We start from the raw sequence: 14,616 nt of genomic DNA on the forward strand, positions 1-14,616 counted from the left end.
CATACCGTGTAATATGAAAAGATCGTGGAACGAACATGTGGAGCTTTTTAATGGCAAGTCCACACCTCCAGCCGCTACCCTTACCAAGGCACTTGAATTACTAAAATCACAAACTGAAAATACTAGTAAACGAGCAATAGATCTGGGATGTGGTAGTGGGAGTGATACAATGGCCTTAATTCAGCAAGGCTGGCAAGTATTAGCAATAGATCAAGAAGCAAAAATCATCCAACACCTGGTTCAGCAGCTGCCTGCGCCACTCCCCTCTCTAACTACAAGATGCACCACCTTTGAAGCACTCGAAACATTACCACCCGCTGATTTGATCAATGCGTCTTTCTCCTTACCATTTTGCAATCCCGCTCATTTTGATCAACTCTGGGATACTATTACCTCCAGTCTGGTCCAGGGCGGTTACTTTGCAGGGCACTTTTTTGGTCCTGAAGACGACTGGGCACCCAACCCAAGCATGATCTTTCACGATACTATGGCTATAGAACAGCTATTCAGGGGTTTCAGAATAGCAGCACACAAAGAAGTAAATAAAACTGGAAAAACAATTTCTGGTGACAGCAAGCACTGGCATGTCCATCACCTGGTAGCCTGTAAACTATAGGTTAAGAAAAAGAGTAAGAAGTATAGGCCCTGGCCTCCCTGCGAAGTATCCATACTGCCAATAGCGCGTAGATAACGTTTTCCAAACCAAGCATATAGTAGATACCAAAACTTCCCCATACTCCTGTAGCAGCCAGCAAGGCAACAAACGGCAAGAATAGTATCACCTGCCTGCCAACAGGCAAAAAGCTTGCTATTTTACTTTGGCCAACGGCCTGAAAGTATATAATAGCGCTGGAGGCCAATGGTAAAAAAGGCAATACTCCAAAGATGACTCTCACGACTGTGCGCTCTCCAGCCATCAAAATTATGTCAGGAATCAACAATCCTACGAACCAGGATGGAAATAGCAATATGGGTGTAATAAGCAAACAAGCAAAAAGAACCCCTACACCTTGAAAGACTTTTAGCGCCTGCAAACACCTCTGCCATTCTCCTGCCCCGAAGTTTACTCCGATTACAGGTTGGAGGGGCTGCATTATGCCCAAAACTGGAACGGCAACAAAGGAAAACAGTCGATATGCAGCACTAAACACGATCAAATCATGAGCACTTCCATACCAGGTAACAAATCGGAAAACCACGAACTGTCGAAGTACATTGGCTAGCTGAAGCAGCAAGGAAGAAACTCCAACTTTGGCCACTTCCATCATCACCTCACGATCCAGGCTTATAGCTACTTTCCCCACCGAAAACAGGGCTTTGCCACATAAAAAGTAAGCATAAGTACCAGCCGAATACACTAACATCGCAACGATACTACTCCAGGCCGCTCCCTCCACTCCCATATTTAGCGTAGTGATAAAAAATGGAGTAAGTACAAGATTGATAGCCACAGCAACCACAGTAAACATCATAGCTTGTTTCATCTTACCCTCAGCACGTATGAGGGCATTGGCCGATAGCCCAAAGACACTAAAAAAGACCCCACAAGCATAAGTTTCGAGGTAAGCTACCCCAAACTGCCTAACAACACCCTGAGCGCCCATCGCATCCATTATTTCTCCCGCAAAGCAGTACCCAACAGCCATCACCAACCCCGAACAAATACAGGACGAGACGATGAGGTTTGGTAAAATCTTCTCTTGAGAAGGCACATCGCCTCTACCTATGGCTCGGCTAAGCATAGATGAAAACCCCACCGCTAGCAAACCAGTAAAACTGCTCACTATCAGTGTAAACGGGAACACCAATGACACGCCAGCAAAAGCTTCAGCACTAAGCAAGTTCCCCAGATAAACAGCGTCAACAAGGGAATTAATGGATAAGACCAACATACCAAGCATACCTGGTACCGAAAGACGTAAAAGGAGCCTGAAAGGAGAATCGCTCAGCAATCTTAAGTCTTTCATCTTAAAATTGCTTCAGAAAGGTGATTTTACCGATGACTTGTTGTTGGCGGTAGTTTCCTTCAAGCAGTTCAGCGTTGGTATCATTGAATACCAGATAAACGAACGATAAAGGACGGTACTCCCAACTACCTCTAACATTCCACCTCCCTTGTTTGTCGAATGAGTTGTACTGATAAAAAGCTGACAACTGAATTCGGGGGTTCAAGGCAAATCGTGCACCAAGTGTTGTCAAATTTGTCTTTAAGTTTTGAAATGACTCCCCCAGATCCTGAAGGTTGTTATACTCATGAGAAGCAGTAAATGCCACATGTGGTATGGGGGCATACCGAACGCCTCCAGTCACAGTCAGTCGTTTTCCATTGTAAAAGCCTCCCCAGCTTAGTTTTCCAGATATCGAAAATGACTTGGACTGATCCGTATTGTACGTGACCTGATGTCTGGTGTAGTAATAGCTATCCTGAGCTATGGGTATGCCTAAAGGTGCAAAATTGAAATTGATGTTTTGCCATGTGGGGTAAAGCGCATACTCAAAAAAACTTCCATCTGTAAAAATCAAATAGATTGGAAACAAATATATACTCGCCTGCTGGAAGTTTCCGGGATCATTGGCGTCATGGTAATAATTAAAAAATGCTCCTGGATCAAACCTCCGAATCCACGAAATGTGTTTTGGCCTGAAAATGTAGTACCCTCCGGGGTTATGCCAGATCACATTTTTTTGGAATACAAATCCCATATCAGGACTGTAATCTTTTGTCACAAAATTGGTGAGCCACCCAAGATAAAATCTATTGGCATTGTAACTGGCGAATACTTTACCAGCCAATCCAAGCGTATCATTTGAATTGTCACGCGAGCCTGACAGTAGATACGAAAATGTGAGCTCACTTTTGGGCCTTATCAGCCCATCCACAGTCAGTGTGGTGTTATTGCTTTGGGAGGTACCCAGCTCATCAGATGCTTCATCTAACCTGTGGGTAAGCATCACTCCTACATTATTTTCTTTAGCGTAGCTCTGCAAATACCTGCCTACTGCAAAGCTGGCCGCAGGACTATTTTCGGTAGCTGACTGATGTATATACAAACCGGCTACTGAGCGTTTGTCATCCCGCTGCGTATACCTCACCCCTGCATCTATTTTTGCGGGCTCAGCATTGAAATCACCCTGCAAGCCAATAGTGCGGCTAAAGAACGGAATCACTGAATAATCCCCCGCTCCAGCCCATAGACCAGAGTTTTCCAGGAAAAACTGCCTTCGTTCGGGAAAGAAAATATTGAAACGCTCCAGGTTATTCACTGCCCGGTCCACGTCTGCCTGTGCAAAATCCGTGTTGAAGGTAAGATCTAGCACCGAACGGGGATTAATTGCCCATTTCACATCTCCGCCAAACTTTACATCTCCATCAGCATTAGTCTGTCCATCACTTTTTACCTGCTCTTGCTGATATAGCAAGTAAGGCTCTACACGCACATTTGCACTGGGTGCAGGTAGTTTCAGGCCTTTGAGCTGCGCGGCATAGGTCATGCGATAAGGCGAGAAAGACTGTGGAATAGCTGGAAATACTGTTTGCTCATAAGCTCTGCGCGCCATACGCGTAAATGTCACTCCCCAGGTAACCGAATCCGGATGAGCTGCTTGCTCATACCTTATAGACTTGAAGGGTATAGCAAATTCCGCAAAATATCCTGTATCGGTCTGATGAGTGCGAACACTCCAGAGCGCATTCCAATTTACATCTGTATGGCTATCGTTGAAGTTTTGAAGGTCTCGTTGATTACCATACGGAGTGGCCTGAAAGGCTACGCAATATTGTTTCAGGTTTTGCGGATCTAACTGAATCCCAAAAACATCATTTTCACCCCATACAAAATCTCTTCGAAGGTCTTGCACCCGAACACCGTCTTTGCCAAGAGAGTCTCTACAATACACTCCCAGATAAAGATTTTTATGATCAAACAGCAGTTTTACCTCCGTCTCAAACTGATAATCTCCGCCTTGTCTTGGTTCGATTCGGAAGAAATCACGAATTATCTGAGCGTGATTCCAAACCGGCTCACTAAGTTTACCGTCAATTTTTACAGGACTGTTGATCGGCTCTGCATAAACATTTTGTGGATTTTCTGGTGGTGAAAAATTCTGAGCATGCTGACTTTTAGATAGGAAAGCAATGCCTAGCAACCCAAATAAAAGGAGACAATTTTTCATAAACACTCCTCTTTTTTGAATTTGACAAACCCGATAGAAAACACCAGAATGGCCGCACAGGCTATGGTAAATATGCCTTTAAAAATAGGAAACCATTTATTACCATTTTGCACCATAGAAAAAACAGGCAGTTGCTCATAGTCTTCCCTGGAAATAGGCCTGTTTTGAAACAGACGACTAAAATAAAAGTCACTGATTTGCTGATGAAAAGAGACCAACTGGTCCTGAAAATGGAGAAACTGCCCCAGGTCTGTATCCACCACTTTCACCAAAACTTCCTGCATATAGGCCGCCGGACTAAGCCATAGATAGTTAGCCGCCCACTGCTGACGTCTGATTACCCCCTCATAATACGCATCTACTTCTTGCCGATGATGAATATCTTTTAAGGATGTAAACGCAGCGTAAGCTTTAGGCAGGAGATTTTCTTCAAGCGCACTATCACTTTTTGCAAGCTCAGGTTTGTGTTCCAAAAACTCATTGATCACGGCCAGCGCTTCCTCTTTATCATCTTCATTTTCCAGCCCCGTTCTGCGAGTCAGATCAGCCAGTGCTACACTGTTTAGCGGGTAGCGTGTAGTCACTATAACGTTTAAGACGGCAGGGACTATAATCAAAAACAACAACCAACAACCTACAGCAGCTATCGCATTAAAAGAAGAGCTTTTGCGAAAGCTGACTATGGCAAACAACAACCCAAACCAAAAGGCACAATATACGATCACACACACCAACCAAACCAGCGCAGGCAACCAGTTTTGTGACTGCAACGGGTTTCCAGAAGTGTATAAGCCAATAATAGATAGCAAGAGACCAAGCCCTACCACAAGTGTGAAATAGCAAAGCATCCGAATCAATAGAACCTTATGAACACTCGTTGCTTGCACCTTTAAGAGCGCAAGGATGCCATGCTCCTTGTCTGAAGCATAAAGGCCATAACCAAATGCTATAATCAGTAGTGGAAAAAGATAAACCAGCACAAAAGCCAGGTCAAAATTTCCAGTAAGTAAATTTCCAGGGTTTGCTAACTCATTTTCAAAAAGCTGATAATACAAACTCATTGCAGTGAGCCGATAGTAATACCGATACAGGTCACGCTGGCCAATAGCCAATGCTGCAAAGTCATGAGGTGGTAAAACAGCATGATACCCATGTCTGTACCATGCATATGCAGGGCGTGATGCTACATCATGCGTTTGCTCCTGCTCCAATGTTTTCAACTCTTCCGTAAAACTGGACTTATATGCATCAAATTCGGACTGCTCCAGTTTCATCACGGCATTTATAGTATCGCGCTGATCAATTATTTCGGCTTGACCATGATAAATAGCATACAGACCAAACAAAAACAGGACCCCCAACATGAGCAGCTGGAATCGATTACGAATGAACACTTTCCATTCGTATTGGATTATTTTTCGTGTCGCCCTATTCATTTATTGGTTTCATTTTTCGGTTGGAATAATACACGAGCACACACAGCACTATCACCCAGGCAAGCAGCGAGATCAGTTCGAGCTTGTAGTACTGGACCACTTGCCATACTCCCGGAGTTTGGTAGGTAAAATCTTCTATTTCATCCCACAGGTCTCGCCCTGCCTTATATTCAAAGAACTTTCCATACGTTGAATTTTGAGCCATATCATGGTTCATTCGACGCACCAGCTCCCTGCGATAGTGCTCCACCTCATTTTCAAAATGAATAAATGTGTGCAGGTCCGTACCGGCCATTGCCATAGACAAGTGTCTGATGGCCAAAAATGGGTTTAACAAACTCGCAATGCTTGCCAGGTGGTTTTGACGATAAAAAAGCTGCCGCAAACGCTCTTGATGATGGTCATAAATTCTATTTCCAAAATCCTCACCAGCCTGCATGCTGATCCCTTCGAAGTTGAAGGGAAGCTGCTGCACATCGTCTACCTGATATTCCTCCAGGTAGCGCTGTTTTAGTTTTTCCTGACGTTCAGATTTTGTAGACTTTCCGTGGAGCCCGTGCGCTTTATCTTCTGCTATGGCTGCTCTAAACTCGCGCATGGAAGGAATTTCATAAATCCTTTCACTCACATTGGCCACAGTTTTTGGCATGAGCACAGTCAGTATGATCCAGCAAGACAGCAATACCAGCAGCGCATTTCTCCCCGAAGAAGAGCGCAATGACACCCAAATACTGAGCATCAGAAAAAAGAACAGGTAAATCGTATAACTCACTATGAGTAGTATACTCCTTAGTCCCAGGTCTGTCATCTTAGCCTGAGCATCACTCAAAAATGCCATAATGATCAATCCTACCACCACGGGTAAGAGTATGCTCAAAAGCAAAAATCCATGAGCAAGCAGCTTTCCCCATGTAATTTGCTGAAACGTAACCCCCTGACTAATTAGCAGCCGGAGTGTACCCGTCTCACGCTCTTGAGTAATGGTATGAAAACTCATAAAAATTATAAGCAGAGGCACCAGTACTTGCAGCACCAATGCGAGGCTGAGCTCTCCAAACCTGATCAAACTACTGTGGTCCTGTGCCGGACGAAACATAAACTCATGCTGATAATGAGCTTCTAAATAAACCGAAGTACCCGTATAGGCATCCAAACCAAAATCAAACAAACTCAAAAGTGTCTTTGGCTTGAATACATAAGTCCCATAATGTGCTGCTATGTGAGGGTGCTTGTCACCTTGCTCCAGCCACTCCTGTCTTTTCTCCTGCTGAGTCTGTACTATAGCCGAGTGCTGCTGTGCATAGACCAAATAACCTGTAACTCCCGCCACAGCTAACAGCACCCATACGATAGCACCCAGTACCAACACGCGTCGCTCTCGAAGTGCAACCAAAACCTCCTTTCTGGCAATAGTTCCGATTACAGACATTAGTTGTGCATGTGTTTGAGGTATAACTTCTCCAAATCCTGGAAGCTCACTTCGTCAGATTCAAACTGCTCGATCAACGTACCTTCTTTCATGATGCCAATATGTGTGCCGGTGTCTTTGGCCCGAAACAAGTCATGAGTAGCCATAAGTGTGGCCACACCTTTATTTTTGAGCTCTAGTAGCAGCTCAGAAAACTCATTACTCGCTTTTGGGTCGAGTCCGGAAGTAGGCTCATCGAGCAAAAGAACCCTGGCATCTCGCGCACGCGCCAAAGCTATTCCCACTTTTTGGCGCATGCCTTTAGAATACTTGCTCACCCGCTGATGAATAAAATCCCGCTGCAAGCCTGACTGAATGAGTAAATCCTCTAACTGGTCTTTGGTATGCGTACGCCCTCCGAGTCCACAAAAGAAATCGAGGTTTTCAATCCCAGTCAGATTTGGATACAGCTTCAGGTTTTCAGGAATATAGGACAGCAGTTGCCGGGTATCCTGTGCATGTTTCGACACGTCCATAGACTGAATTTTCGCAGTACCTGAGCTAGGTGCTATAAAATTCAGAAACAAGTTGATAGTAGTGGATTTTCCAGCGCCATTCGCACCAAGCAAACAAAAAATCTCCCCTTCCTTAACCGAAAGATTGAGCCCTTTCAAGGCAGTAAAATTTCCGTAGCTTTTTGTAAGATCTGTAGCTTCGAGCATAGCCTTATGTATTAGTAAACCTGTACCAGTCCAGTTACATATCCACTAGTGCTGGTGGTCTTTTTGGTCACATCCCCAGTGGAAAGTGAATAGCTATAAAGTGCATCTTCATCACTACCCGCTATTGGAAAAAATACCTCATCATCAGATACTTGCACAAAGAAAAGTGTCCGCGAACCAGCAAAGGTATTGGGCAGTGCAGCATCTAAGGCACCTTGATCTGTAGAGGTGGTAAGATCAAGCTTTCGATAGCTAAATGAAGGCTTATCACCATCGAAACCGAACCAGTTGTCATCATTTTCGGACAATGCCGTAAAAGCTACTCCACCGATAAGGTAAAGGCCGAAACAGGATCCGCCTACCTGATCGGTGAGGTTGAAAAAATAATCAGGATCAAACGCTGTTTCTCCCGCATTGATTCTCAGTATACCACTGGGCTTTCCGCTAAATAGTCCAGATGCCTGTATGTAGATATCTCCATTAGCATCACTTGCCATGATGGATGACGGCAATGTGCCAAACAAGGTGGCTGTACGATCATCAGTGATTACCTTCTGCAAGGTATTAGTTTGCAGGTCCACTACCGCCACTTTAGCTTCCCCACTACTACCAAAATCATTGAGTGCGATAAAAAGTGTCTGGTCACGAATAATCATGTCCGAATAGAACAGTCCATCGCCAGCTTCCGAAAGGTCAATTTCTCCTGTGATTCGCATGTCTGCAGGGCTAAACTGAACAGCCCGAGCCAGACCTCCACCTACGGTGGCATATCCCGTTTGCTCATCTACTATCAGCACTGAGGAAAATGAATTGGCTCCGGGCACAATTATTTCCTGAGTGAGTTCTGCTTCCCCTGCACTATTGAACTCGTACTTACCCATGGTAGCAGGAGCTCCAAACCCGGCCGTATACATAGCCTTTCCGTCTGAAAACAAAGCCGCATACTGAGCCAATTCTGTGCTATTACTGTTACTTACAGTTTCAGAGTTGATATCTACTACCCCATTGAGAAAAGTAGTAGTGACGTCACCCGCACCCGACACCAGAGCCATACCAAAGGAAACAGGCAAAAAGACTTCCACCTCAGCGTCCAGGCTGGATTCATTTCCCAGCTCATCAGTAACAGTAAGTGTAATGGTTTGATAGCCTGACGTAGCTGATGAAGGCTCATAACCAACCAGAACTTCTCCACTTGTAGCTCCCAAAATATCGTCGGAATTATCTATAGTGACTTCTCCTGCACTAGCGGTCACTTCCAGGTCTGCTATGCCTCCAGGTACTGCAACCGTAAACGACACTTCCAGGTGCTCACCACCTCTCACCGCCAACTCACCAGCAACATCGATGACAGGAGCGTCGGGATCGGGACCATCATCTTCCTGACAGGAGGCCAGTACCAGGCATAGTGAAACGAACAGAGACAACAAGATTCTCCCCGAATTGAAAAAATTGAGCATTGGCTTTTTCATAATTGAACGATTGAATTATTAAGGTTTTGTGATATGATATTTTACTTTGACGTGAAACGACCTACCTGGCTTTTGTACTCGAAAGTTGTCGTAAGCCAACACATCAAAAAGATTCTGAACTTCCAATGATAGCGTGAGCTGATCTGCTGCTCCTGTGTACGCCAAACCGATATGCTGCACCCATTGGCTTGGCACTGTTAGCTTATCCTCCTTTCGGCCGTCTATTTCCCAGTAGCGGAAAAATTCCTCTACATAATTAACTGACCACCAGGCCTGTAACTTATCATGGCTCCGAAACAAGTCATCAAAACGAGATTGCACCTCTCCATGACCAAAGAGATAGGGTCTGTTGGGCAACCGGGCTCCCAAATACCTATCGCTGCTCACCCCGGCACTGGCTTTCTCTGATTGATTTCTAATATCCTGGTAGGTCATGCTGGTGCTTACTGAGAGCCATTCAAACGGTGTGAAACTCAACTGACTTTCCACCCCAGCAATTTTGACACGAAGTAGGTTTTCATACTTACTCAGTACCGGTGGCGGTACCGCTTGTAGTATGATGATATCTCTAACCTTACGGTAAAATCCGTTTAACTCTACGCTCCAAAGATTCCTTTTATAGCGCCCACCAACATTTACATTGTGACTTGTTTCTGGCTTCAATGCCGGATTAGCATTGATAGCTGAGCTAAAATCTCCTAGTGACTCTACCCTACCAGGCATCCTGGTGGCGTATTCATAGGATGCTTTTGTCAGTAGGTATCTGCTTGCGTTCCACTTGACCAACTGGCTTATCCCAGGCTGAAACCTCTCCTGAGCTATTACCGAAGGTTCGTCATTTTCTATGGCAAACCCTTCTGACCGATAATGATAGGCCTTTACCGCTGACGCAGAAGTCAATTGCCCTTTAAAGAACTTCTGCTCTAAACTCAGGCCGCTTACCAGTTTTTCGATACGCACAGGCAGCTTGAAATAATCCTCACCATAAAAAGTCGCTGCTATAGGGTCTGTTCCCTTTCTATTAAACCGGCTCGCCATGGCATTGAATACCACCTTAGAAGTTGGAGATAATTTGTAAGTTAAGTTGACACGACTGGCTATATTCTCGCCATTATACTGTAGGTCGTTTTGCGACGTGGTGATCTCGCCACCGTAGGATTTGGTCCCGATTACCTTCCCTTGCCAGTCGTAGATATTACTGGTAGTATCTATAAAAGCTGTGCGAATCTTGTTTAACCCCAGGTATATACTTACATCTAACCTATCTATCAGCTCAGCCTTTTCATATTGGATAGCCGAACTATAACTGCTCGCCAGATTTAAGGCCTTCCCATAGGGTTGGCGCATTTCAAAATTATGTTGGATCTCATCGTATAGCCCCGCTGCTACAAAACTGACCTTCACCTCATCTGCCCACTTTTTATTGAGCAGGCCCAACTCTCCCTTTATCAAATGATTTCGAAAACGGTCGTGAAATTTGGTAGCCGAAATGATTTCTGGGTTTCCAAAGTCATTAATTATTTTTACTTCATCGAGTCGATAGTCGTTCTCCGAGGAAGCAAAGTAAGTGCTCACCGCCAATCTCACTCCAGAATCCCATCGTTTGGCAGCACTAAGGGTGGTTTGCCAGGTATTAAAAGAGCTATGGGCAGCTGTAACTTCTATAAAATCTTGAAATTCTTTTCGTGTTACAATGTTTATGGCTCCACCAAGTGCATCGGAGCCAAGTGATACAGGTACGGCCCCTTTATAGACCTCCATACGTTCGAGGTGGTTTACAGGCAGCATGGCCAAAGATGGTCCAAACCCTAGCTCATCCACTGGAAACAAAAGATCCATAGGAATGCCATCCACAAACATTTTAACCTGATTGCCTGTGAGGCCCTGAATAGACACCTCAGTATCATTCCCCATGCCTCCGCTTTGTCTGACACGTACACCTGGCACAGAATTGAGTAAATCGGGGGCATTGACAGAGCGACTGTGCAGCGCTTTGGCATCAATCAACGAAATGGATGCAACACTTTCTTTCAGCTCTGCATTGATAGATTTTCCAGAAACAGTGACTGTACGCAGCTCAGTAGGCGCTTCATGCAAAACAACTCGAGTGGACATACTTTCTCCAGGCTTTAGGTTCACAGCTTGTACATAAGCCTTGTACCCCAAGAAGCTCACCTGTAGTAGATATTCCCCCGGCTGTATGTTGGTAAATTCAAAAAAACCATCATTATCGGAAGTGGTCGCTTCATCAGACTGCAACTGAACAAACGCTCCGGGCACGACCTCTCCTGTTTCATCAAGCACTTGGCCAGCTAGTGACGAAGACTGACTATACCCCCAGTGAGAGGTGATGATTAAAAGAAAGATGGTTGGGATTCTTGCTTTCATTCTCTTTTATGCAACTTGATTGCAAGTATAGTCATTATAATTAATTGCAACATAATTGCATTATAGTTTCTTCGCTCCTTTTTATAGTTGGCAGAAACAGTGGACGAACGGTCTACTTTCAGAGTTTCAATTCTTGTATCAACCCTTCGGCTTGCAGTTCTTCCAGGACCTTCAGTTGTGGATCAGAAAGATGAGAATCAGTAAGCATACCATCGGCTTTTTTCCAAAGCTCAGCAGCGGCAGCAGTCAGCCTATACCCATCCTTATTACCATTGAGCAAAAACATGTCTCCATTTTGCTTTAGCAGCTGACTCACTTGCTGATTGCGGACGAAGCATTTTGCAGATTCCTGAAGTGGAACCACTTTGCGTTCTTCATTGTACAGCAGGTAGTTGTACGGCTTTAAGAGCAGAATCTTCTTTTCTTCGAAGCCTGCGAGTTCAAACACCTGTACATCCGTTTCCAGCTGTTCCCGTTTTAAATACGAGCAGGCCACAATTTTTACCGGTGTGGGCTCTGGGGAGTGATTCACCACTGTAGCTATTTTCCCCTCTGGCGAGGTATGAATGTCTTTGAGGCTCACATTTTCTACAAAGAAGAAATCATCCTGGGCGGTTTTGGAATGGCGTACCTCCCCACCATTGTAGACCTCTGACACCAGCGTATACCTGCCCAACGGAGCATCATCGGGCAAGGTGTAAGGGAAATAATAATGTCGCCCAGACTGTATGTTTTGTAGAATACCTGCCAGCTTTTCAGGTGAGTGCTGACCACTTAGGTATTCTGCAATGATCAGTAAAGGAAGGTTCTTATTAAGGTACTTTAGTTGATTTGATGGTTTATCAGGAGCGTTGGCAGGTGTAGGTATGCCCAATACATGTCCTTCGAAAAGCATGGTGACATGCCCAGTGGGAGATTTGACACCAATACGCACCCATGGGCATATGTGCACATCCGAGAGATGCGATATATTAAAATTCCAGTGAATCGTAACCGTCTGCCCAGGCAGTGCACGTTTGGGAAAAATACTCATGGCTACTTCCTCAATGCTTTAATTCGCTCTTTACTGTATTTCTCAGGGTATTCCTGAAACCATTTTTTCACTGTCTGTTCGCCCAAATGGTCATAGGTTATTGAAATCAATACTTCTAGTTTCTTCAGGTAATTTTGCCGTGCTGTATCAGCATCCACGGCTAATTGCTTTTTCCTCTCTTGTTTTTCTGCCTTACTAGCAGGAATGTGATGAAAATATCGCTGAAAATACCGCTCACTAAATTCATGATACTGGGGAGTGAATAAGATCATGTTGTGCCACATTTCATCGATAATGAGCAGATCATCTGGAATGAAAGTCCCCGGAATCTGACTGATATAGATAAATTTTAAGGTCTCCTGCATGATTTCCTGGGCCTCACTTTCATTCATCGCATACATGTCAGTGAAACGCGACAGCATGTCCTCATTTTCGTAACTCAACAAATCTTCTAATTGGTTGGGATCTGGCTGCATCATAGCTGATAGATTATGAATAGCGGCAACACTTGAGGTGCTGCCGCTCAAAAACATATTAAAGGGTGTTAGTGCAGTGACCACAGTTACTGCAATGTGAACCACCTACCGCACGCTGTGCTTTGTCAGCAAGAATTTGATTGATGAGGACTTCTTTGTTGGTTTTCATAATTGATTTGAATTAAAATGTATGCCAACACTTGTAAAAGGTAATTGGCTTCACCTTACTATTGCAACAGTGTTGCATATTTAACAAATCAATTATTTTAATGCAACTATATTGCATTTAATCATAATAAAAATCTTACACACCGCTAATGACCTACAGATGATAGCGCACAAAAAAACCCGCACGAAGCGGGTTTTATGTTACTTATCATTAAAAGGTATGTGCCTACAAGACACCCTTTGTACTTGGCAGACTGCTCATCTCCTCAGGGTTGCGCTTTACAGCCATTTTGATGGCCTTGGCCCAGGCTTTGAAGATGCCCTCTATCTTATGATGCTCATTGTCCCCTTCCGCCATGATGTTCAGATTGCTTTTGGAAGTATCTGAAAAGGACTTGAAAAAATGCATGAACATTTCAGTTGGCATCTCTCCTATTTTTTCTCTTTTGAATTCTGCATCCCATACCATCCAAGGTCTACCGCCAAAATCGATTGCCACCTGTGCGAGTACATCGTCCATCGGCAACAAAAAGCCATAACGATTGATGCCTTTCTTATCTCCCAACGCCTTTAAAAAGCACTCGCCCAGGGCCAGTGCTGTATCTTCGATGGTATGGTGCTCATCTATGTGCAAGTCACCTTTCACTTTTACCGTGAGGTCGATTCCACCGTGTTTGCCCAGCTGATCCAGCATGTGGTCAAAGAACCCAAGCCCGGTAGCTATGTCCGTTTTGCCGGCACCATCCAGGTTCACTTCTATGTCGATATCCGTCTCTTTGGTAGTACGCTTCACAGCAGCTTTTCGTGGCTTCAGGATTAGGTATTCATAGATTTCTTTCCAACTGCTGGTGGTGAGCTCCGCATCAGTCACTGCTTCATCAGCAATATGGATAGCCTGGCATCCAATATTTCTGGCAAGCTGAACATCTGTAGTGCGATCTCCCAGCACAAAGCTGTTTTTCAGGTCATAATCTCCCTTTAGGTACTCAGTAAGCATACCAGTACCCGGCTTGCGGTTGGGGTGGTTGTCTGCAGGAAAATGCTCATCGATGTGCACCGTATCAAACTTGATGCCCTGGCTTTCGAGGGTGCGCATGATCAGGTTGTGCACTGGCCAAAAGGTATCTTCAGGAAACGAATCGGTACCCAGCCCATCCTGGTTGGTAACCATAGCCAGCACATAATTGCTCTCTGCCTGTATTTTTCTCAGGTAGAAAAACACATCAGCCAAAAAACTTACTTTGTCAATGTGGTCTATCTGCTCATCTTCTGTCTCATGATTGATAGTACCATCTCTATCTATGAATAAAACTGGACGCATGCTATTTCTTATGGTTTAAGTA

Annotated in this window: 11 protein-coding genes; 1 reads left to right on the forward strand and 10 read right to left on the reverse strand. The window is 44.5% G+C overall.

Annotated elements, in window-relative coordinates:
- Nucleotides 1–13 precede the first annotated feature (13 nt).
- Nucleotides 14–616 carry a class I SAM-dependent methyltransferase gene (locus C7460_RS02930; RefSeq protein ID WP_115866583.1) on the forward strand — a complete coding sequence of 201 codons (603 nt, stop codon included), beginning with the start codon at nucleotides 14–16 and terminating at the stop codon, nucleotides 614–616.
- A gap of 1 nt (nucleotide 617) precedes the next feature.
- On the opposite strand, the gene C7460_RS02935 is transcribed toward C7460_RS02930, so the two are convergent.
- The 10 genes from C7460_RS02935 to hisB form a co-directional block, all read right to left on the reverse strand.
- Nucleotides 618–1,967: an MATE family efflux transporter gene (locus C7460_RS02935; RefSeq protein WP_115866584.1), complete on the reverse strand. Its 1,350-nt coding sequence runs from the start codon at nucleotides 1,965–1,967 to the stop codon at nucleotides 618–620.
- Nucleotide 1,968: 1 nt separating this feature from the next.
- Nucleotides 1,969–4,173, reverse strand: coding sequence for a DUF5916 domain-containing protein (locus C7460_RS02940; protein ID WP_115866585.1), 2,205 nt, complete (start codon nucleotides 4,171–4,173; stop codon nucleotides 1,969–1,971).
- Nucleotides 4,170–5,609, reverse strand: a complete 1,440-nt coding sequence (locus C7460_RS02945; protein ID WP_115866586.1) for a DUF3526 domain-containing protein — start codon at nucleotides 5,607–5,609, stop codon at nucleotides 4,170–4,172. Before C7460_RS02945 ends, C7460_RS02940 begins: the two co-directional genes overlap by 4 nt.
- The gene (locus C7460_RS02950) at nucleotides 5,602–7,038 is read right to left on the reverse strand and encodes an ABC transporter permease (RefSeq protein WP_115866587.1); all 1,437 of its coding nucleotides are present in this window, start codon (nucleotides 7,036–7,038) and stop codon (nucleotides 5,602–5,604) included. Before C7460_RS02950 ends, C7460_RS02945 begins: the two co-directional genes overlap by 8 nt.
- The gene (locus C7460_RS02955) at nucleotides 7,038–7,739 is read right to left on the reverse strand and encodes an ABC transporter ATP-binding protein (protein WP_115866588.1); all 702 of its coding nucleotides are present in this window, start codon (nucleotides 7,737–7,739) and stop codon (nucleotides 7,038–7,040) included. The genes C7460_RS02950 and C7460_RS02955 overlap by 1 nt, the downstream gene beginning before the upstream one ends.
- 11 nt (nucleotides 7,740–7,750) lie before the next feature.
- Nucleotides 7,751–9,208, reverse strand: coding sequence for a hypothetical protein (locus C7460_RS02960; RefSeq protein ID WP_115866589.1), 1,458 nt, complete (start codon nucleotides 9,206–9,208; stop codon nucleotides 7,751–7,753).
- An 18-nt stretch (nucleotides 9,209–9,226) separates the two neighbouring features.
- Nucleotides 9,227–11,596 (reverse strand): TonB-dependent receptor, encoded by a 2,370-nt coding sequence (locus C7460_RS02965; RefSeq protein WP_115866590.1) that lies wholly within the window; start codon nucleotides 11,594–11,596, stop codon nucleotides 9,227–9,229.
- A 118-nt stretch (nucleotides 11,597–11,714) separates the two neighbouring features.
- The gene (locus C7460_RS02970; RefSeq protein WP_115866591.1) at nucleotides 11,715–12,629 is read right to left on the reverse strand and encodes a hypothetical protein; all 915 of its coding nucleotides are present in this window, start codon (nucleotides 12,627–12,629) and stop codon (nucleotides 11,715–11,717) included.
- A 2-nt stretch (nucleotides 12,630–12,631) separates the two neighbouring features.
- The gene (locus C7460_RS02975; RefSeq protein ID WP_147302837.1) at nucleotides 12,632–13,108 is read right to left on the reverse strand and encodes a glycine-rich domain-containing protein; all 477 of its coding nucleotides are present in this window, start codon (nucleotides 13,106–13,108) and stop codon (nucleotides 12,632–12,634) included.
- 391 nt (nucleotides 13,109–13,499) lie between these two features.
- Nucleotides 13,500–14,594, reverse strand: coding sequence for a bifunctional histidinol-phosphatase/imidazoleglycerol-phosphate dehydratase HisB (gene hisB / locus C7460_RS02980; RefSeq protein ID WP_115866593.1), 1,095 nt, complete (start codon nucleotides 14,592–14,594; stop codon nucleotides 13,500–13,502).
- Between the last annotated feature and the right edge of the window lie 22 nt (nucleotides 14,595–14,616).

The organism is Marinoscillum furvescens DSM 4134 (assembly GCF_003386095.1).
Taxonomy (GTDB): Bacteria; Bacteroidota; Bacteroidia; order Cytophagales; family Cyclobacteriaceae; genus Marinoscillum; species Marinoscillum furvescens.

What these genes read in the sequence shown, in the direction of transcription:
- hisB (WP_115866593.1), bottom strand. Translation starts at nt 14,594, where the DNA reads ATGCGTCCAGTTTTATTCATAGATAGAGATGGTACTATCAATCATGAG.
- C7460_RS02975 (WP_147302837.1), bottom strand. Translation starts at nt 13,108, where the DNA reads ATGATGCAGCCAGATCCCAACCAATTAGAAGATTTGTTGAGTTACGAA.
- C7460_RS02965 (WP_115866590.1), bottom strand. Translation starts at nt 11,596, where the DNA reads ATGAAAGCAAGAATCCCAACCATCTTTCTTTTAATCATCACCTCTCAC.
- C7460_RS02955 (WP_115866588.1), bottom strand. Translation starts at nt 7,739, where the DNA reads ATGCTCGAAGCTACAGATCTTACAAAAAGCTACGGAAATTTTACTGCC.
- C7460_RS02935 (WP_115866584.1), bottom strand. Translation starts at nt 1,967, where the DNA reads ATGAAAGACTTAAGATTGCTGAGCGATTCTCCTTTCAGGCTCCTTTTA.
- C7460_RS02940 (WP_115866585.1), bottom strand. Translation starts at nt 4,173, where the DNA reads ATGAAAAATTGTCTCCTTTTATTTGGGTTGCTAGGCATTGCTTTCCTA.
- C7460_RS02960 (WP_115866589.1), bottom strand. Translation starts at nt 9,208, where the DNA reads ATGAAAAAGCCAATGCTCAATTTTTTCAATTCGGGGAGAATCTTGTTG.
- C7460_RS02945 (WP_115866586.1), bottom strand. Translation starts at nt 5,609, where the DNA reads ATGAATAGGGCGACACGAAAAATAATCCAATACGAATGGAAAGTGTTC.
- C7460_RS02930 (WP_115866583.1), top strand. Translation starts at nt 14, where the DNA reads ATGAAAAGATCGTGGAACGAACATGTGGAGCTTTTTAATGGCAAGTCC.
- C7460_RS02970 (WP_115866591.1), bottom strand. Translation starts at nt 12,629, where the DNA reads ATGAGTATTTTTCCCAAACGTGCACTGCCTGGGCAGACGGTTACGATT.
- C7460_RS02950 (WP_115866587.1), bottom strand. Translation starts at nt 7,038, where the DNA reads ATGTCTGTAATCGGAACTATTGCCAGAAAGGAGGTTTTGGTTGCACTT.